Annotated in this window: 17 protein-coding genes; 5 read left to right on the plus strand and 12 right to left on the minus strand. The window is 71.5% G+C overall.

The genetic code is table 11. From position 1 onward, the window contains the following. Positions 1–88: 88 nt before the first annotated feature. Positions 89–1,435 carry a M20/M25/M40 family metallo-hydrolase gene (locus FHS44_RS07275; protein WP_184713071.1) on the minus strand — a complete coding sequence of 449 codons (1,347 nt, stop codon included), beginning with the start codon at positions 1,433–1,435 and terminating at the stop codon, positions 89–91. A 274-nt stretch (positions 1,436–1,709) separates the two neighbouring features. Between FHS44_RS07275 and FHS44_RS07280 the strand changes: the two genes are divergently transcribed. Together FHS44_RS07280 and ald are read left to right on the plus strand one after the other, a co-directional pair. After that, positions 1,710–3,104 (plus strand): aspartate aminotransferase family protein, encoded by a 1,395-nt coding sequence (locus FHS44_RS07280; protein WP_184713072.1) that lies wholly within the window; start codon positions 1,710–1,712, stop codon positions 3,102–3,104. Between the two features lie 115 nt (positions 3,105–3,219). Then, complete coding sequence (gene ald / locus FHS44_RS07285) at positions 3,220–4,335, plus strand: alanine dehydrogenase (RefSeq protein WP_184713073.1); 1,116 nt, start codon at positions 3,220–3,222, stop codon at positions 4,333–4,335. Between the two features lie 56 nt (positions 4,336–4,391). Here the strand turns inward: ald and FHS44_RS07290 are convergent, their stop codons facing one another. The 5 genes from FHS44_RS07290 to FHS44_RS07310 all read right to left on the minus strand — a co-directional run bounded on the left by FHS44_RS07290 (position 4,392) and on the right by FHS44_RS07310 (position 8,434). Beyond that, entirely contained in the window at positions 4,392–5,402 is a 1,011-nt protein-coding gene (locus FHS44_RS07290) for a tetratricopeptide repeat protein (protein ID WP_184713074.1), read from the minus strand. Positions 5,403–5,583: 181 nt separating this feature from the next. Then, positions 5,584–5,847 carry an SHOCT domain-containing protein gene (locus tag FHS44_RS07295; RefSeq protein ID WP_184713075.1) on the minus strand — a complete coding sequence of 88 codons (264 nt, stop codon included), beginning with the start codon at positions 5,845–5,847 and terminating at the stop codon, positions 5,584–5,586. 114 nt (positions 5,848–5,961) lie between these two features. Beyond that, positions 5,962–6,624 (minus strand): Uma2 family endonuclease, encoded by a 663-nt coding sequence (locus tag FHS44_RS07300; protein WP_312863552.1) that lies wholly within the window; start codon positions 6,622–6,624, stop codon positions 5,962–5,964. Positions 6,625–6,656: 32 nt separating this feature from the next. Further along, complete coding sequence (locus FHS44_RS07305; RefSeq protein WP_184713077.1) at positions 6,657–7,304, minus strand: response regulator; 648 nt, start codon at positions 7,302–7,304, stop codon at positions 6,657–6,659. Then, on the minus strand, positions 7,301–8,434 hold the full coding sequence (locus FHS44_RS07310; protein WP_312863553.1) for a sensor histidine kinase: 1,134 nt from the start codon (positions 8,432–8,434) through the stop codon (positions 7,301–7,303). The genes FHS44_RS07305 and FHS44_RS07310 overlap by 4 nt, the downstream gene beginning before the upstream one ends. Before the next feature lie 130 nt (positions 8,435–8,564). Between FHS44_RS07310 and FHS44_RS07315 the strand changes: the two genes are divergently transcribed. Continuing rightward, entirely contained in the window at positions 8,565–10,331 is a 1,767-nt protein-coding gene (locus FHS44_RS07315; protein ID WP_184713078.1) for a gamma-glutamyltransferase family protein, read from the plus strand. A gap of 69 nt (positions 10,332–10,400) precedes the next feature. Here the strand turns inward: FHS44_RS07315 and FHS44_RS07320 are convergent, their stop codons facing one another. After that, entirely contained in the window at positions 10,401–10,568 is a 168-nt protein-coding gene (locus FHS44_RS07320; protein ID WP_184713079.1) for a hypothetical protein, read from the minus strand. 134 nt (positions 10,569–10,702) lie between these two features. Between FHS44_RS07320 and FHS44_RS07325 the strand changes: the two genes are divergently transcribed. Next, positions 10,703–11,464, plus strand: coding sequence for an SURF1 family protein (locus tag FHS44_RS07325; protein ID WP_184713080.1), 762 nt, complete (start codon positions 10,703–10,705; stop codon positions 11,462–11,464). Between the two features lie 53 nt (positions 11,465–11,517). Continuing rightward, positions 11,518–11,829, plus strand: coding sequence for a DUF3817 domain-containing protein (locus FHS44_RS07330; protein ID WP_221460362.1), 312 nt, complete (start codon positions 11,518–11,520; stop codon positions 11,827–11,829). A gap of 51 nt (positions 11,830–11,880) precedes the next feature. Here the strand turns inward: FHS44_RS07330 and FHS44_RS07335 are convergent, their stop codons facing one another. The 5 genes from FHS44_RS07335 to FHS44_RS07355 form a co-directional block, all read right to left on the minus strand. Continuing rightward, complete coding sequence (locus tag FHS44_RS07335; RefSeq protein WP_184713081.1) at positions 11,881–12,072, minus strand: tail-anchor membrane protein; 192 nt, start codon at positions 12,070–12,072, stop codon at positions 11,881–11,883. Positions 12,073–12,193: 121 nt separating this feature from the next. Further along, on the minus strand, positions 12,194–13,531 hold the full coding sequence (locus FHS44_RS07340) for a protein kinase family protein (protein WP_184713082.1): 1,338 nt from the start codon (positions 13,529–13,531) through the stop codon (positions 12,194–12,196). Beyond that, complete coding sequence (locus FHS44_RS07345; RefSeq protein ID WP_221460363.1) at positions 13,524–15,032, minus strand: serine/threonine-protein kinase; 1,509 nt, start codon at positions 15,030–15,032, stop codon at positions 13,524–13,526. Before FHS44_RS07345 ends, FHS44_RS07340 begins: the two co-directional genes overlap by 8 nt. Next, a complete protein-coding gene (locus FHS44_RS41660) occupies positions 15,025–16,632 on the minus strand; it encodes a protein kinase family protein (protein ID WP_184713083.1) in 1,608 nt (535 codons plus the stop codon). Before FHS44_RS41660 ends, FHS44_RS07345 begins: the two co-directional genes overlap by 8 nt. A 50-nt stretch (positions 16,633–16,682) precedes the next feature. Further along, entirely contained in the window at positions 16,683–18,218 is a 1,536-nt protein-coding gene (locus tag FHS44_RS07355) for a serine/threonine-protein kinase (RefSeq protein WP_184713084.1), read from the minus strand. Positions 18,219–18,263 lie beyond the last annotated feature (45 nt).

The raw sequence follows: 18,263 nt of genomic DNA on the forward strand, positions 1-18,263 counted from the left end.
CACACTTCAAACTGACCAGTCAGTACAAAAACTAACACAACGAAAAACCCCACCCGTTCCCGGGCGGGGCCTTTCACGTCACCGCGGGTCAGAAGGGCGCCGAGCCGTACCCCTGCAGGAAGAGCGCCTCCGTGGTGATCGTACGGCGAAGCTCCTCGATGACGACGCGCTCGTTGGGCGCGTGGATCGAGGCGTCGTCGTCCTCGGCCCCGAAGAGCAGGATCGAGGCCGCGGGGAACTGCCTGACGAGCGTGGAGACCAGCGGGATCGAGCCGCCCGCCCCGACGTCACGCGGCGGCCTGCCGTAGGCGCGCTCCATGGCCCGGTTCAGCGCCGAACGGGCCACGCCACCGGTGTCGGCGAGGAAGCCAGAGCCGAGCACGTGGTCGCTGAAGCCCACCCTGACGCCCCAGGGAGCGACCTGCCTGAGGAAGTCGACCACGGCCTCGGTCGTGGTCTTGGGGTCGCCCGCCGGGGGCACCCGTACCGTCACCCGCGCCCTCGCGACGGGCTGGACCGCGTTGATCGCGCCCGAGACGGTCGGCACGTCCAGACCGGTGACCGTGATGGCGTAGGAGGCCCACAGCCGGTCGGCCAGCGAGCCCGAGCCGACCAGGGAGACGTCGTCCAGCACGCCCGCCGTGGCCCTGAAGTCCTCCTCCGAGGGGCCCGCGCCGAGGAAGGTGCCCCGGGGCAGGCCGGGGACGCGGATGTCGCCGTTCTCGTCGTGCAGGGCGGCGAGCATCCGCAGCAGCGCGGCCAGGGCGTCGGGGGCGGCGCCGCCGAACGAGCCACTGTGCAGCGACTCCCGCAGCGTGCGCACCTCCACGGTGAAGGCGGCCAGGCCGCGCAGCGAGGTCGTCACCGCGGGGTCGCCGACGCGGGGGTTGCCGGTGTCGGCGACCACGATCGCGTCCGCGCGGACCAGCTCGGGGTTGCGCTCGATGAAGGACTCAAGGCGCTCCCCGGCGTACTCCTCCTGGCCCTCGATGATCACCTTGACGCCCACCGGGAAGCGGCCCCTGAAGGCGCGCAGCGCGGCGACGTGCGTGATGACCCCGGACTTGTCGTCGGCGGCACCGCGTCCGTGGATGGCGCCGTTGATCTCGGTCGGCTCGAAGGCCGGGGTGCGCCACAGGGCGGGGTCACCCGCGGGCTGCACGTCGTAGTGCGCGTACAGCAGGACGGTCGGCGCGCCGGGCGGGGCCGGGGCCTCGGCGTAGACGGCGGGGAAACTCCCTTCGACCGGTATCTGCTGGACGTGCGGCAGTCCCGTACTACGCAGCAGTTCCTCGGTCACCGCGGCCGCGGCGAACACCGGCTCCTCCGGGTGGCCGGGGAAGGCCACGGAGGGGATGGCGACGAGGCGCTTGAGGTCCTCTACCGCATGGGGCAGTCCCGCGGCGACGGCGCCCTCGATCTCGTCAGGAGTCACGACGTTCCCTCGCATCTCAACATCTGGTCCGTCCTATTGGATCACAACGGGTGGACGACCTGCTTCGTCATTGGTGTCCGTTTCCAGCGTCAGGGGGTTCACGCCTCATTCCACGGGACGGAATCGCCCGGTTCATGTTCGCGGATTTCGTTGTCGTTGCGTACGGCGATTGCGGATTCCGATGTCCTTGCACTCTGTTGCCACGTTTTCACTTGGCAAGGTGCGGTACGGCGTGCAGACTGTGGGGAGCCCAGCTCATCGAGGGAAGATCGCAATGAACCACCCCGAAAACACCGACGTCACCTCGATCATGAAGGCCGCGCAGGACAACCTGTGGCTGCACTTCACCCGGCACGGCTCCTACCGGGACGCGGAGATGCCGATGATCGTGCGAGGCGAGGGCAGCTACGTCTACGACATCCACGGCAAGCGCTACCTCGACGGCCTGGCCGGGCTGTTCGTGGTCCAGGCGGGCCACGGCCGCAGCGAACTGGCCGAGGCCGCCGCCAAGCAGGCGCAGGAGATGGCCTTCTTCCCGCTGTGGTCCTACGCCCATCCCAAGGCCGCCGAGCTGGCCCAGCGGCTGGCCGCCCAGACCCCCGGCGACCTCAACCGCGTCTTCTTCACCACCGGTGGCGGCGAGGCCGTGGAGACCGCGTGGAAGCTCGCCAAGCAGTACTTCAAGATCACCGGAAGGCCGCTCAAGCACAAGGTCATCAGCCGCCAGATCGCCTACCACGGCACCCCGCAGGGCGCCCTGTCGATCACCGGCATCCCGGCCTTCAAGCAGATGTTCGAGCCCCTGGTGCCCGGCTCGGTCCGGGTGCCGAACACCAACCACTACCGCGCCGACGAGATCACCGGCGTGCCCGGCATGACCCCCGAGCAGTACGGCTACTGGGCCGCGGAGCGCGTCGCCAGGGCCATCGAGATGGAGGGCCCCGACACCGTGGCCGCCGTCTTCGTCGAGCCGGTGCAGAACGCGGGCGGCTGCTTCCCGCCCCCGCCCGGACACTTCCGGCGGCTGCGCGAGATCTGCGACGAGTACGACGTCCTGCTCGTCTCCGACGAGGTCATCTGCGCCTTCGGCCGCCTCGGCACGATGTTCGGCGGGCAGAAGTTCGACTACGTCCCCGACATCATCACCTGCGCCAAGGGCATGACCAGCGGCTACTCGCCGATCGGCGCCATGATCGCCTCCGAGCGCCTCTTCGAGCCGTTCAAGGACGGCACCGAGATGTTCGCCCACGGCTACACCTTCGGCGGACACCCGGTCTCCGCCGCCGTGGCCCTGGCCAACCTCGACCTGTTCGAACGCGAGGACCTGCTCGGCCACGTGACCCGCAACGAGCCGGTCTTCCGCGCCACCCTGGAGCGCCTGCTGGACCTGCCGATCGTCGGCGACGTGCGCGGCTCCGGCTACTTCTGGGGCATCGAGCTGGTCAAGGACAGGGCGACCAAGCAGACCTTCGACCTCGACGAGTCCGAGCGCCTCATCCGCGGCTACCTGTCCTCGGCCCTGTACGAGGCCGGGCTCTACTGCCGCGCCGACGACCGGGGCGACCCGGTCATCCAGCTCGCCCCGCCGCTCATCTGTGGCCAGAAGGAGTTCGACGAGATCGAGTCGATCCTGCGTTCGGTCCTGACAGAAGCGTGGAATCGTCTCTGACGTCACCTCGGCAGCAGCACAATGGTTCTCACCCAATCGTCACGGCATTCGCTGAAACGTCACCACGTTCGGCGAGCGATGCGGTGACATCCTTTGGAAGCCGAAAGGACCGATTATGAAGATCGGCGTGCCTGCCGAGGTCAAGAACCACGAGTACCGCGTCGCCGCTACTCCGGCGGGCGTCCACGAGCTGGTACGACACGGCCACGACGTCTACGTGCAGCGCGGCGCGGGCCTTGGCTCGCACCTGCCCGACGAGGAGTACCTGTTCGCCGGAGCCAAGATCCTCGACACCGCTGACGAGGTGTGGGGCGAGACGGACATGATCCTCAAGGTCAAGGAGCCGATCGCCGAGGAGTATCACCGCATGCGCCCCGGGCAGGTGCTCTTCACCTACCTCCACCTGGCCGCGGGCCCCGAGTGCACCGACGCCCTGCTGAAGCAGCAGGTCACCGGCATCGCCTACGAGACCGTCCAGGTCAACGGCACCCTGCCGCTGCTCGCCCCGATGTCGGAGGTCGCGGGCCGCCTGGCACCGCAGGTCGGCGCCTACAACCTCATGCGCTTCAACGGCGGCAGGGGCGTGCTGCCCGGTGGCGTGCCCGGCGTCGCTCCGGCCAAGGTCGTCGTCATCGGCGGCGGCGTCTCCGGCCTCAACGCCGCACAGATCGCGGTCGGCATGGGGGCCGACGTCACCGTCCTCGACCTCAACATCGACCGGCTGCGCTTCATCGACGCCGTCTACCAGGGCCGTCTGAAGACCCTCGTCTCGACCTCCTACGCCATCGAGAAGGAGGTCCTGGAGGCCGACCTGGTCATCGGCGCCGTGCTGATCCCCGGGGCCAAGGCGCCGACCCTCGTCTCCAACGAACTGGTCTCCAGGATGAAGCCGGGCTCGGTCCTGGTGGACATCGCCATCGACCAGGGCGGCTGCTTCGAGGACTCCCGCCCGACGACCCACGCGGAGCCGACCTACCAGGTCCACAACTCGGTCTTCTACTGCGTGGCCAACATGCCAGGGTCGGTGGCCAACACCTCCACCTACGCCCTGACCAACGCGACGCTGCCCTACGCGGTCAAGCTCGCGGGCCTCGGGTGGAAGTCGGCCCTCCAGCAGGACGTGGGCCTCGCCCTGGGCCTCAACACCCACGCGGGCCTGCTCACCAACGACCAGGTAGCCCAGGCCCTCGGCCTGCCGTACACCCCGGTCTCGCAGGTCATCGCCGACTGACCGTCTTTTCGCCGCGACCGTGCCCCGCGCTCCCGGCACGCGGGTCACGGCCCCCCTCACCGCGCTCCCGCCGTACGGCCGAGCCTGGCCCACAGCTCACGGGCCGTCACCAGGGCGGAGCCGACCTCGGCGGGTGAAGGCCAGGCCGGTCCACGGGGACGCGCGACCCCGGCCCTGACCGCCCCGAGGCGCTCGATGGCCTCCTGGGGCAGCCCGCTGCGGCCCGCGAGCCAGCCCGCCACGTCGGCGTGGTCACGCAACGACCTGGTGAGCAGGTCCCACGTGCCGAGGATCTCGGCCAGATCGTCCGCCCGCAGCGGGACACCGCCCCGCCCGGCGACGGCCGAGGCCAGCTCGGCGCGGGCGGCCAGCTCGGGCTCGACGACCAGGTCCGACCCGCCCCGGGCCGGGGGCTCGCAGAAGAGAGGCCGCCGGGAGAGCAACGAGGCCACCTCGGCCGCGGCCCGCCGATGCCCGGTCTGCGCCGCCCTGCGCAGCCAGCGCAGCCCGCCCGGCAGGTCGTCGTCCTCGGCGATGAGCAGCAGGCCGAGGGTGAAGGCCCCTTCGGGATCGCCGCCCGCCGCGGCCCTGCCGAACCAGCGGCGCGCCGCAGGCACGTCACCGAGCTCCAGACATACGAACCCGGCCATCCGCTGGTCACCGGTACGGCCCGCCCCCGCGGCCCGCTCGAACCAGACGCGGGCCGCCCGCAGGTCGCCCCGCGCCAGCACGAGCCCGCCGAGCCGGGAGGCCGCCCCGGGATGACCCGTCCCCGCGGCCGGCAGGTAGCACGCCTCCGCGCCCTCGGGATCGCGGTTGGCCTGCAGGAACAGGCCGAGCTCGTAGGCCGCGCCCGTGTGGCCCCCACGGGCGGCCAGCTCCCACCAGCGCAGCGCCTCGTCCTCCTCGCCCCGGCCGTAGGCGAGGGAGCCCAGGTCATGGGCGGAGGTCAGATCGCCCCCGGAAGCGGCCTCACGGTGCCACCGCCTCGCGGCGTCGAGATCACCGGCGTCCTCGCAGAGCAGCGCGCGCCGCCGGGCCGCCTCCGTGCCCTCCGGCCACCCCACGTCGTCCTCCTCGTGGCCCAGCGAACAGGGAGCACGTAACCATACGACGACGGGGTGTCACCGCGCCGGGCCTTCGGCTTTCCGGTTATTCACATTCGGGTGTCCGGCTTCCGGCGCCAATTCTTTTCGGACCGTGCCGATTTCGCTTTACGGCGGACTTGTCATTACACGCCAGTTTTTTTCAGAGCGCGCCGCTTCTGAGCACCGACATCCGCTCGAAATACTCCTCGGCGCCGAGCTCTCCTCTGGCGTACCGCTCGGCGAGAATCCGCTCGGCCGCCGCCGTCGTGCTCTCCTGCGGTGTCTGGACCGTCCGGCCGCTCCACGGCCCCAGGCCCCGCCGCCGCGCCCGCACCACCAGCGTCGCGACCCCGGCCCACACCAGCACCCAGAACAGCGGGAAAATCGGCCACCAGGGCGCGTGACCGACAGCGAGAACGTTCATCTCCTACCTCCTTCGACGCCTCCCACCCTCCCGCGCGCGAGGCCACGGGCCATCGCCCCCACGTCTCATCACGACGTACGGCACCGGGCGTACCCGTGGCCGGGAGGCGTCAGGTCAGGAGCGCACGAAGACCGAGGTGTCCAGGGTGAAGCCGACCGGCTCCGGGAGGTGCACGGGCGACCCCATAGCGACCCGGGTCGAGGTCAGGTAGGCCCCCTCCTTGGGGTCGCTGAGGACCGTCACGGTCGCCGGGCTGGCCACGGGGTCGATAACGACCATCACGGGAACCCCGCCTAGGGCGTAGATGCCGGGCTTCCTGTCGCGGTCGTCGTTGACACTGCCGGGCGAGACGATCTCGGCCACCATGATCAACCCGGACGACAGCAGCTCCCGCTCTCCCCAACGGGGGCAGTCGGGCGGGGCGAGCACGAAGTCGGGCTCAACGGGGTCGCGAGGCCCGTCGATGCAGACATCGACATTGCCCGTGTAGGCGTGCCAGCCGCGCTCCCTGACCAAGGGGTGCAGCTCGTAGGAAAGAAGTGTCGCGGTCCAGCCGTGCTCGGGGGTGCCCACCGGGCTCACTATGAGTCTCCCGTCGATGATCTCGGTACGAAGCCCGGGAAGCTGGGGGAGGGCCTCGAACAATTCGCGTGGCGTCCCGGGCAGGGGGTGGGACGCGGTTTCGGGAGTGGGCCTCAGAGTGGCGGGCCGTCGTGATGTCATAAGCACGATTGTTTCCCTTCGTGTCCTTGAGAACACGCAGGGTATCGCCGACATGCCGTGCGGACACGGGTTTTCCCTGATCGGGCTCACAACCACCCCGGGCGGACCAGGCCCGACTCGTAGGCGATGACGACGAGCTGGGCGCGGTCGCGGGCGTGGAGTTTCATCATGGCCCGGCTGACGTGGGTCTTGGCGGTCGCGGGGCTCATGAAGAGCCGCTGGGCGATCTCGTCGTTGGTCATCCCGGTCCCGACCAGGGTGAGGACTTCCCGCTCCCGCTCGGTCAGCAGGGAGAGGTCCTGGGAGGGGTGGGGCGCCTTGGCGCGGCTGGCGTACTCGGCGATCAGGCGGCGGGTCACCCCGGGCGACAGCAGCGCGTCCCCGGCCGCGACGACGCGGACGGCCTGGATCAGCTCGGCGGGCTCGGTGTCCTTGACGAGGAACCCGCTGGCGCCGTTGCGCAGCGCCTCGAAGACGTACTCGTCCAGTTCGAAGGTGGTCAGGATGATGATCCTCGGCCCCGGGGGCATCTCCCTGGTCGCGGTCAGGCCGTCCATGCCGGGCATCCTGATGTCCATCAGCACCACGTCCGGCCGGTGTTCGGCGGCTAGGCGCAGCGCCTGGGCGCCGTCGGCCGCCTCCGCCACGACGGTCATCCCGGGCTGGGCGTCGAGCAGGGCGCGGAACCCGGCCCTGACCAGCGCCTGGTCGTCGGCGAGGACGATCTTGATCATGCGGTTTCCTCCGGGATCGGCAGCCGCGCCTCGACGCGGAAGCCCCGTCCGTGCGTGCCCGCGGTCAGGGTGCCGCCGAGGGCCGAGGCGCGTTCGCGCATGCCGGGAATGCCGTTTCCGCCGCCCAGGGATTCGGCGGCGCCGACCCCACCGGTGTCGGTGACCCGGATGAGCAGCTCGCGCGAGCCGTACCTCAGGAGAACCGTGACGGTCGAGCCGGGGGCGTGCCTGGCGGCGTTGGTGAGGGCCTCCTGGACGATGCGGTAGCCCGCCCGTTCGGTTCCCGGGGGCAGTGGCCTGACCCGGCCCTCGACCTTCCGTTCGATGGTCAGGCCGCCGTGCTCGGCGCGGCCGGTCAGCTCGTCGAGGCGGTCGAGCCCGGCCGTCGGGGAGCGGGGCGCGCCCTCGCGGAGCACGCTGATCACCGAGCGCATCTCGGTCAGCACGTCCTTGGAGGCGTGCTTGATCGTGGTGAGCGCGGTACGGGCCTGCTCGGGATGGTCGTCGATGAGGTGCAGCGCGGTCGAGGCCTGCACGTGGATGAGGGAGATGTTGTGCGCGAGCACGTCGTGCAGCTCCTGGGCCATGGTCAGGCGCTCCTCGCTGGCCTGCCGTCGTGACTCCTCGGCCGCGACCCGCTCCCGCTCGGCGAGCCGTTCGCGCCTGGCCCCGGTGTACTCCCCGGCCGCCAGCACCACGCCGACGAAGGCCGCCACGGCGAGGTTGTGGTACCAGGAGGGGATCGGCAGGTTGGCGAACCAGGACGCGTAGACCGAGAAGAAGGCGTACATCAGCCCCCCGGTCAGCCAGGCGGCCCTGCGGTGCCCCGAGGAGACGGCGCTGTAGATCGCGATGACCGGGCTGGCGAAGACCGGGCCGTAGGAGTAGCCGAGGACGACGTACGCCCAGGTCACGACCTGTGTAGCGGCCAGGCAGAGGACGGGGTTGCGGTGCCGTACGGCCAGGGCGAGGGGGCCCGCGACCAGCAGCGCGTAACCGACGGCGTCCAGCGGGACCCGCATCAGGCCGGAGTTGTGCACCTGGTTCCACTGCGCGCCGGTGCTGCCCGCGACCTGGACGACGGCCACCAGGAGCGGGAGCAGGGGGAGGGACAGGCGGGTGACGCGCACGGTGTGCACTTTACGTCCAGGCCCTGACCTGCGCGTCCGCCCCCGGAGGCAGGCGTGGCTACGTCGCGGGGAGTAGGAGGGGGCTGACAGTTACGGTCAACTGAGTCAAGCTGGGCTGCGGGAGGCCAACATGATCGGTCGAGGCTCAGCCGTGCTCGCCGCCGCGATTCTGGCGGGAAGCTCCGTCCTTCTCGTACGGCCCGCCGCCGCGGCTCCACCGGGGCCGGGACAGCAACAGCAGCAGGAGAAACGACCCGTCGCCGAGGGATACGGTGGCGCGGTCGCGACCGTGGACCTGGACGCCAGCAAGGCCGCGCTCGGCGTGCTGCGCAGGGGCGGCAACGCGATCGACGCCGCGGTCGCGGCCGCCGCCACGCTCGGCGTCACCGAGCCCTACTCCGCGGGACTCGCCGGGGGCGGCTACATCGTCTACTACGACGCCCGCCACCGCAGGGTCCACACGATCGACGGCAGGGAGACCGCGCCGAAGGCGATGAGACCCACCTCGCTTGAGGGCATCCCGTTCGACGACGCGGTGACCAGCGGCCTGTCCGCCGGGGTCCCCGGCAGCGTCGCGCAGTGGGAGCTTGCCCTGAGGCGGTTCGGCACGCTCTCCCTCGGCGAGGCGCTCAAGCCCGCGATCGAGGTCGCCTCGCGGGGGTTCACGGTCGACCAGACCTTCCACGACCAGACGGCGTCGAACGCCGCCCGTTTCAAGGACCTCACCTCGACCGCGAAGCTGTACCTCCCCGGGGGCGCCCTGCCCGCGGTCGGCTCGACCTTCCGCAACCCCGAGCTCGCCGACACCTACCGGCAACTCGGCAGACGCGGCGGCTCCTGGCTGTACGGCGGGCGCCTCGGCGCCGAGATCGTGGCCACCGTCAAACGGCCACCGGTCACCCCGGGCTCGACCAGGACCGTACGGCCCGGCCTGATGGAACTGTCCGACCTGGCCGCCTACCGGGCGGTCGAGCGTGCGCCGACCAGGGTCACCTACGAGGACAACGACGTCTACGGCATGCCGCCCGCCTCCTCCGGCGGCTCGACGGTCGGGGAGGCGCTCAACATCCTGCAGGCGCTGCCCAGGGTCGGCGTGCACGAGTATCTGGAGGCCTCGAAGCTGGCCTTCGCCGACCGGGGCAAGTATGTCGGCGACATCCCCGGGGTGCCGCTGCGGCAGCTGCTGTCGGAGGGGTTCGCCAAGGAGCGCGCCTGCCTGGTCGGGGAGCGGGCGATCCCCGCCCCGGCCGCGCCCGGTGACCCGGACGGCTCCTACGGGCCGTGCCGTGCCGTACCCCCGGAGAGTCAGAAGCCGACGCCCGCGGAGGGGCCGGAGACCACGCACCTGGTGGTGGCCGACCGGTGGGGGAACGTCGTGGCCTACAACATCACCATCGAGTCCACCGGCGGCAACGGCATCGTCGTCCCGGGACGCGGGTTCCTGCTCAACAACGAGCTGACCGACTTCACCTTCGGCCCGGCCCCCGGCGACCCCAACCTGCCGGGTCCCGGCAAGCGGCCCCGCTCGTCCATGGCGCCGACGATCGTGCTGAAGAACGGCGAGCCGCTGCTCGCGGTCGGTTCGCCGGGCGGTTCGACGATCATCACGACCGTGCTACAGATCCTGGTCAACCGCTGGGACTTCGGCATGACGCTGCCCCAGGCGCTGGCCGCGCCGCGCGCCACCCAGCGCAACACCGCCCAGACCCAGGCGGAGCAGGGCTTCATCGACCGCTACGGCCCCGAGCTGACGGCCAGGGGGCACAGCCTCGTGCTGAACCCGGAGATCGGCGCGGCCACCGGCCTTGAGTTCCTCGGCGGCGGCAGGGTCCAGGCCGTGGCGGAGCCGGTCAGGAGGGGCGGCGGCAGCGCGCTGGTGGTGAGCGGACACCGCTGACGATCTCTCGGCCCCGGAGAACGCGAAACGCGCCGACGGCGAGTGTCGTCGGCGCTTCGGACCCCTGCCCTAGCGGAACAGCAGGAAGGCCAGGACCGCCACGACCAGGACCCCGACCACGATCAGGATCGGCGTGAGCAGCGACCGCTTGGCGGGGGCGGCCTCGGGCTCGTTACGCTGGGCGAACGCCTTGAACTGCTGGGTGTTGCCCGCCGGGTCCATCTGAGGTTCAGACATGGGGCTGACTCTAGCGACATCCATGACCGCGTCACTACCGGTTCATGTCACTTTCGTGGGCATGCATGGTGCTTGGGCGTTCAGTGGGCGGTGCTGAAGACAGGACCGCCGGGTCAGGCGGATAGCGTGGTGTCATGCTCCGGACCCTGTTCTCTCCCCGCGCGCTGGTGCTTCACCTGCTCGCGATCGGAGCGCTCGTCGCGTGCGCGCTGCTCGGCCGCTGGCAGCTTGGGGTGTTCGAGGACTCGGGCAAGCCGCAGGCGGCACAGGACCCCGCGCCGGTGGCCGTCGCGACCCTCACCCAGCCGGGCAGGCACATGACGAGCGACGCGGTCAGCCGCAGGGTCACGGCCTCGGGGACGTTCGACGCCTCCCGGCAACTGCTGGTCGCCGGGCGGGACGGTGGGGCGTGGCTGCTCACCGCCCTCGACCTCGGCGACGGGACCTCCGTTCCCGTCGTGCGGGGCTGGGTCTCCGGGGCGGACGACCCGGCCGTGGGGGCGGGCGCCGTACCAACCGGAACGGTGACCGTGACCGGGCGCCTGCGTCCCTCTGAGGCGACCGACAGTGTGCGGCGCGGGTCGGAGCGGCTGCCCGAGGGGCAGGTGCTGACCGTCTCGTCCGCGGAGCTGATCAATCTGTGGCGCGGGGTGAAGCTGCGTGACGGGTTCGTGGTCGCGGCCACCCAGAGCCCGGCCCCCGCGGTGGCGGTCAAACCGGTCGCCGTCGCACCCCCGACCGAGCCGGGCGGGTTCACCTGGCGCAACCTCGCCTACGCCGCCCAGTGGTGGATCTTCGGCCTCTTCGCGGTCTTCATGTGGTGGCACTTCCTGCGTGACATGGTGCGAAGCCGTACGGCGGGGCGGGAGCACAAGCCCGAGCCCGCAGCGGCCTGAGGCACGCGGAAGCCGACATATCGTTTAGTGTCCGAACTCCCAGACCGAGGTAGATGACCGTGGAATCCGCCCTCAAGCCCTTCCGCATCCTGGCGTACGTCGTCGGCGTGATGCTGCTCGTCCTGGTCACGTGCATCGTGCTGAGGTACGGCTTTGACATCGACGGGCCGTCGAGGGTCGTCTCCCCGATCCACGGCTTCCTCTACATGATCTATCTCGTGGCCACCATGAACCTGGGCATGAAGGCCCGCTGGTCGTGGCCGTACATCGCCGGGGTGATGCTCGCGGGCACCATCCCGCTGCTGTCGTTCGTCTTCGAGCGCAGGGTCACCCGGCGGGTCGAGGCCGAACTGGCGACGGCCTGACCTCTGTGGCGGAGGGGGCCGCGGGAGCGCCGCGGCCCGTCCGGCGAGGGGTCAGCGTCCGATGCCGCGCTTGCGGGCGCGCTTGAGCCTGGCGCGCTGCGAGGGGTCGAGCATCAGATAGCCCACGATCGGGGCGGCGATGACACCCACGAGCACGAGCGTGAACAGCAGGTTGGGCAGGAACAGCCACGACAGGAACACCACCGCGCCTGCGCCGAGCAGATACTTCTGGACGGGCGACATCGTCAACTTCCTCCGAACGCGGAGCGCGCGCCCCGCCTGTCGTTCATTGTGCGTCTCCTGTCCAACGCGTGGGCGCCCTCCCGGGTTCCATCCGAGATATATCGTGTTGACCCGTCCTGGATCAGCGTCCCCGGCTGAGCGATTCGACAGCCCACCTGGCCGCGGCCAGGGCGTTGCGCGTGATCTCCTCGTCGGGTGGGCCCCCGGAGTTCTGGTACTGGACGGTCAGGAGCAGGTTGTTGACCCGGACGATCACGGTCACCGAGTAGCTGCCCCCGGTGACCTCGCCGACGACGGCCTCGTTGCCCAGTCCACTGACCGGCCGCAGGGGGGTCTGCGGGCTTCCGTACTTGTTCGTCCGGTGCTTGGCGGTGTAGGCCACGCTGCCGGCCAGTGACTCGGACGCCTTGTCCGCCGAAGGGAACAGCCGCTCCTCGACGGAGAGCTGGCGCTGGAGGCTGCGGGGGTCTTTCGAGTTCGCCGTGCCCCAGTGGGGTTCCTCGCCGGTGCCGCTCGGGACGGTCTTCACGCCCAGTTGGTTGAGCTGCTCGGCGGTGAAGAGCCCCCTGAGGTCAGGCTTCGTGGTGAAGGGCCCGGGGTCCACGTACGGCGCCGCCTCGACGGCGGGCGTGGAGGAGCGGGACACGCCCCAGACCACCCCTCCCGCGACCGCGAGCACGCAGGCCGCGATCGCCGCGACGACGAGCGGAGACCTGAGCCGGGACCTCGGGGGCTTGGGGGAGACCTGTTCGAGCGCGAGCCGGACCGAGGTCGCGTCCGGCCGCCGCGCGGGATCGTCCGCCAGCAGGCCCTCGACGATCGGCGCCAGCACCCCGGACCTCGTGGTCATCCCGCCGGTGAACTCGGAAGGGTCGGTGAGCGGCGAGCCGTCGGCCATCCTGGGGACGGTCTGCGACCCGGTGGTCGGCGCCCTGCCCTCCATGGCGGTGAACAGGGTGGTGCCCAGGTCCCGCAGCTCGTCGGTCCCCGAGAGACTCAGGATGCCGGTCAGCACGACCCGGCCGTCCGAGGTGAGCACCACGGTGTCGGGGGTCGCGGCCAGGTTGACGCCCCGCTCGTGCGCGGCGTTCAGCGCGTCCAGCACCCGCAGGCCCACCTCGGCCGCCCGTTCCTGGGGGAGCGGACCCTCGTGCCTGACGATCTGGACCAGCGAACGGCCCGTCACCGCCTCCGCGACCAGCCACATCCGGTCGGGGGCCGAGATCACGTCGTGCAGGGTGGTGACGCCCGGATGCCTGAGGTCGGCCGCCGCACGGATCTGCCCCAGCAGCCGGTCACGGCCGGGGCCGGGAGGCGGCAGCCGTACCTCGGCGATCGTGACCTCCCTGCCGAGCAGCTCGTCGCGGGCGCGCCACGAGGTGCCGGTGTGGTCACGGCGTTCGAGCAGCCGGTAACGCCCGGCCAGCAGACCCGGGTCGGGGGACGGCACGTCAGTCACGGCTGTTCAGCTCCTCGGCGACGAGCCTGGCGGCGCGCAGACCCCTGGCGCGCAACTCGGGGCTCACCTTCTTCGCCTTCTCCGACAGGTTGACCTCGACCAGCAGGTTGCTGATCCGGAAGCGGACCACCGTGTGCGCCCGGTCGAGGGCGCCGACGTCGTAGGTGAACGCCTCGGCGCCGACCCGGCTCACGTCGCGCAGCGGGCCGACCCAGCCGACAGGCGAGGTCCCCTCGTCCGCCTTGATCTTGGCCCGTTCCGAGGAGAAGAACGCGTGGGCGACCTCCGGCGCCGGTTTGCCGGACACCGGGGTCTTGCGGCTGAACTGCACCCTGAGCGAGGGATCGCTTCCGGCGTCGCTCCAGGCGCAGTACGCCTCGTCGTCCCCCTTCGCCTCCACGGAGAGCGGCGCGGAGGTCGGTCCGAGCGCGTGGACCTGGGCCTCACCGAGCAGCGAACACGGGTCGGGATCGGCCGCGAACCGCCCCACGCTCGTCCCCGAGGGGGAGGGCGAGGGTGACGGCGCCGCGGTTCCTCCAGTGGTCAGCAGCACGGCCGCGGTGACCCCGGCCGCCACGACCGCGACCCCGCCGCCGACGAGCCATCCGGTACGGCCCCGCCCCACCCGGGGGGTTCCCGTGGGCTCGGTGACCGGCTCGGCGGAGGGCGCCAACGGCCCCGGCGGCAACCCCTGCGCCACCCGCTGCAACGCCGTACGGAGCACCGCCTCACCGGGCCGCAACCGAGGATCCTTCTCCAGTACGGCCAGCAGCACGGGAGCCAGGTCCCCCGCGTGGGCGGGGAACGGGGTCGGCTCGGTCAGCACCGCGCCCAGCGTCGCCACCGGGACACCCCGCTGGAACGGCCCCCGCCCCTCCACGGCGGCGTAGAGCGTGGCGCCAAGAGACCACAGGTCGGCGGCCGGGCCGTCCCCGCCGCGCAGCCGCTCCGGGGCGATGTAGCCGGGGGAGCCGACCAGCGAGTCCGCCGAGGTCAGTTGGGCGTCCCCCTCGACCGTCGCGATGCCGAAGTCGGTCAGCAACACCCCGCCGTCGTCGGCGAGCATGATGTTGGCCGGTTTCACGTCGCGGTGCATGATGCCCCTGCCGTGCGCCAGGGCCAGCGCGTCGAGCACCGCGACGCCGATCGCGGCCACCCGCCGGGGCGGCAACGGCCCCTCCGCGCGGATGACCCGGTCGAGGGAACGGCCCCTGACGAGGTCCATCACGATCCAGGGGCGCCCCTCCTGGGCGATGACGTCGTGCACCGCCACGATGGACGGGTGACTCAGCCGGGCCGCCGCCCGCGCCTCGCGGAGGGTGCGCTCACGCGCCTCCGTCCGCTCGGCCTCGGTCAGGTTCCTGCCGAGCAGCACCTCCTTGATCGCCACCTCGCGGTGCAGAAGCTCGTCCCTGGCCCGCCAGACCACGCCCATCCCGCCCGCGCCGAGCCGGTCGATCGCCCGGTAACGGCCCGCGAGCACGGGTGCCGGGTCAGCCATTGGTCTTCAGGGAGGTGGTGAGCCAGCGGGCGACCTTCTCCGCCCCCGCCGCGATCTGGCCGTCCGCGTCGTCCTTGACACCGCCCCGGCCGTACTCGACCTCCGCGATCAGGTTGCTGACCCGGAGGACCACGGTGACCTTGTAGGCCCCGCCGTACAGGTTGAACTTGCTGTAGGAACCGGTGGTGAAGGCCTCCTCGCCGACGCCCTTCAGGTCCTTCGGGGGCGTGGGTTTGGGGTCGGAGGTGCTCGTCGCGACGTCCTGCCTCTTGCCCGCGAGGTACTGCTTGGCACGCGTCACGCCGGAGGCGTCCTGCTTCTGGGCGACCAGCCGTACGGTGAGGTCGAACTTCTCGGTGCTCGGCTTGCGCCAGTCCTGCTGGTTGAGCCAGTCGCAGGTGGTGGCCTCGACCTCGGAGCTGCGGAAACCGGGCACGACCTCGGCGACCTGCTTGTCGTCGAGCAGACCGCACGCCCTGGGCGCCGAGGCGAACAGGGCACCTCCCGGCCCTGGGACGCGGGCGTCGGCCTCCTCGGTGGGAGCCCCGAGCCGCTGGGAGAGCAGGACGCCGATGGTGACCGCCATGGCCAGCAGCAGCCCACCGGTCAATCCCACGATCGGGCGGGGGACGAGCACGCCCGATCGTGGGGTTGGCGTGGCCGGACGCGTGGGGCTCTCCTGGACGGGGACCAGCTCTTGTGAGACGGGCTGTTGGGGTTGCTGCGGTGGTTGGGGTTTCTGGGCCTGGTTCGGGAAGGGGGAGGTGGGGACGGCCTCCTCGGACGCGGGGGGTGGCTCCTGGGCGGGTACGGCCTCGTCCTGGGGGCCCGCGGGCGGGACCGGCCCCACTGGGCTCATCGGCTCCACCGGCTGTGGCGGTCCCACCGGCCCTGTCGGCCCCATCGGCTGTGGTGGTCCCATCGGCTGTGGCGGCCCCGAGCTGAACGGGTCCGAGCTGAACGGGCCGGAGGTGAACGGCCCCGAGGTGAACGCGACCGAGGAGAGAGGATCGGAGGAGAACGGGTCCGAGGGGAACGAGGAAGCCGGGGGGACCTGCGGAAGATCCGTGGGGAAGGGCGCGGAGGCCGCCCAGGTGGACGGCGGCGGCGCCACGTCCGCGCGGACCGGCGGCAGCGGGGTGTGGCCGCCGTTGCGCGACAGGTCGAGCAGGGTGTTGCGCAGCACCCCCGGCTCGGGCCGCTGGGCCGGGTCACCGGAAAGCAGGGCGAACAGTGCCGAACCCAGCGCCCCCGCGTTGTCCAGGGACCCACCGGGTGAGGGCGGACGTCCCTCGACGGCGGTGTAGAGGGTCGCGCCGAGCGACCACAGGTCGGCTGCGGGCCCCGTCACCCCCTCGGGGGCGGTGAACGCCGGGGAACGCAGGGTGGGCGCGGCGAGGGTGATCCGGTCGTGGGGACCGACCAGCACCGAGCCAGGCCGTACGTCACCGTGGAGCATCCCCCGGTTGTGCACGGCCACGAGCTGATCCAGCACGGCCAGGCCGACGGTCGCGGCCTGCTGCGGGGTCAACGGCCCGAGCCGCTCGACCACCTGCTCCAGGGAGGTCTGTTCGAGCACCGCGGACCCGGGCACGTCCACCGCGTGCCTCCCCGAACGCCTACCCTGCGAGCCCGGGACGTCTGGACGGTTCATCCTCTCGCCTTCTGTTTGTTCAGCGTTTGCGCGACCCAGGTCGCCGCGGTGTGGGCGCCCGTCTGGATCGCGGGGCCGTCCTTGGAGCCGTCGACCACCGTGTAGGAGACGTCGAGGACCAGGTTGTCGACGCGGAGGACCACGTGGCTCTGTTCGAGCCTGCCGGTCTTCCTGTTCTCGTACAGGTCGTAGCCGAACGCCTCGTCACCGGCGGGCTTGACCGTGAGCGGTCCCGTGGTCCTGGCCGAGCGCGCGCCCGCCCGGATCTCGGACCAGCTCCACCCGATCTGTCCGCTGGGCAGTGTGGCGTTGCGCTGGTTGACGAGGAGTTCGTGGGCCTGGCGTGGGCTCTTGCCCCACTGCTTGTCGGATACCGGGACGACCTCAAGGCCGATCCCGGGGCTCGTCCACTGGCAGCCACCCCGGTTCGTCTGCTCGCCCGCGCCTTGCACGGCGGGCAGGAGCCGTTTGACGTCGGCCGCGGAGACCAGGTCGCACATGTTCAGCGGGACGGTGAAGGCGCCCGGCTTCTCGCTGAGCCTGGGTGACCCCTGCTGTGCCGTACGGCCGAAGGCGAAGTGGGCGACGCCCGTGGTGGCCGCGATGACCGCGACGACCGCGGTGACCTCGACCGCAGCCCACACGAGGGTACGTCTGCGGTTCGCCTTCGGGGGCGGGGCGCTCTCCTGCGCGGGTTCGTGGGCAGGGACGACGGCCACCTCGGAGCCTGGGCGGCCGAGGGCGACCTCCTGCAGGACGCGGGCGGCCTCCTCGAAGGAGGGCCGTTCCCCGGCCTCGGGCGCGAGCATCCGCATGAGGAGAGGACCGAGTCGGCCCGCCCGCTCGGGGGGCCTGGCGGGGTCGGTCAGCACCCGGCCGATGGCCGCGACGGGGCTCTCCGCCGGGTGCGGGGGCATTCCCTCAACGGCGAAGTAGAGCGTGGCGCCCAGGGACCACAGGTCGGAGGCGGGGCCGCCGCGCTCACCGCGCAGGCGCTCGGGGGCGATGTAGTTGGGGGAGCCGACCAGGTGGCCGGTGCGTCCCGCGGTCTCCTCGCCCTCGACGGCCGCGAAGCCGAAGTCGGTCAGTACGGCCCGGCCCGTGCGGGTGAGGAAGACGTTGCTCGGCTTGACGTCCCGGTGCACGACCCCGGCGGCGTGGGCGGCGGCGAGCGCGCTGAGGATGCCCACGCCTACCCTGGCCGCCTGGTGGACCGGCAGTGGCTGCCGTCTGAGGACGGTCTCCTCAAGGGAGGAACCGGACAGCAGTTCCATGACGAGCCAGGGACGCTCGTGCTCGATCACCACGTCGTGGACGGTCACGATCGAGGGGTGCTTGAGGCGGGCGGCCAGGTTGGCCTCCCTGAGCGCGGAGGCACACGCCTCCTGCCGCCTGACGGGGTCGAGGCCCGGCGGGAGCCGTACCTCCTTGACCGCCACGTCACGGCGGAGCATCTCGTCGGCGGCGAGCCAGACCGCTCCCGTCTCGCCCTCGGCGAGGGGATTGAGCAGCCGGTAGCGGCCCGCTAGCACTTGAGTGTCTATCCCGCTCACCCCGTTCGCCGTCCCATCGCGGAC

Origin of the sequence: Streptosporangium saharense, assembly GCF_014203715.1 — a bacterium.
In the GTDB taxonomy this organism is placed as follows: domain Bacteria; phylum Actinomycetota; class Actinomycetes; order Streptosporangiales; family Streptosporangiaceae; genus Streptosporangium; species Streptosporangium saharense.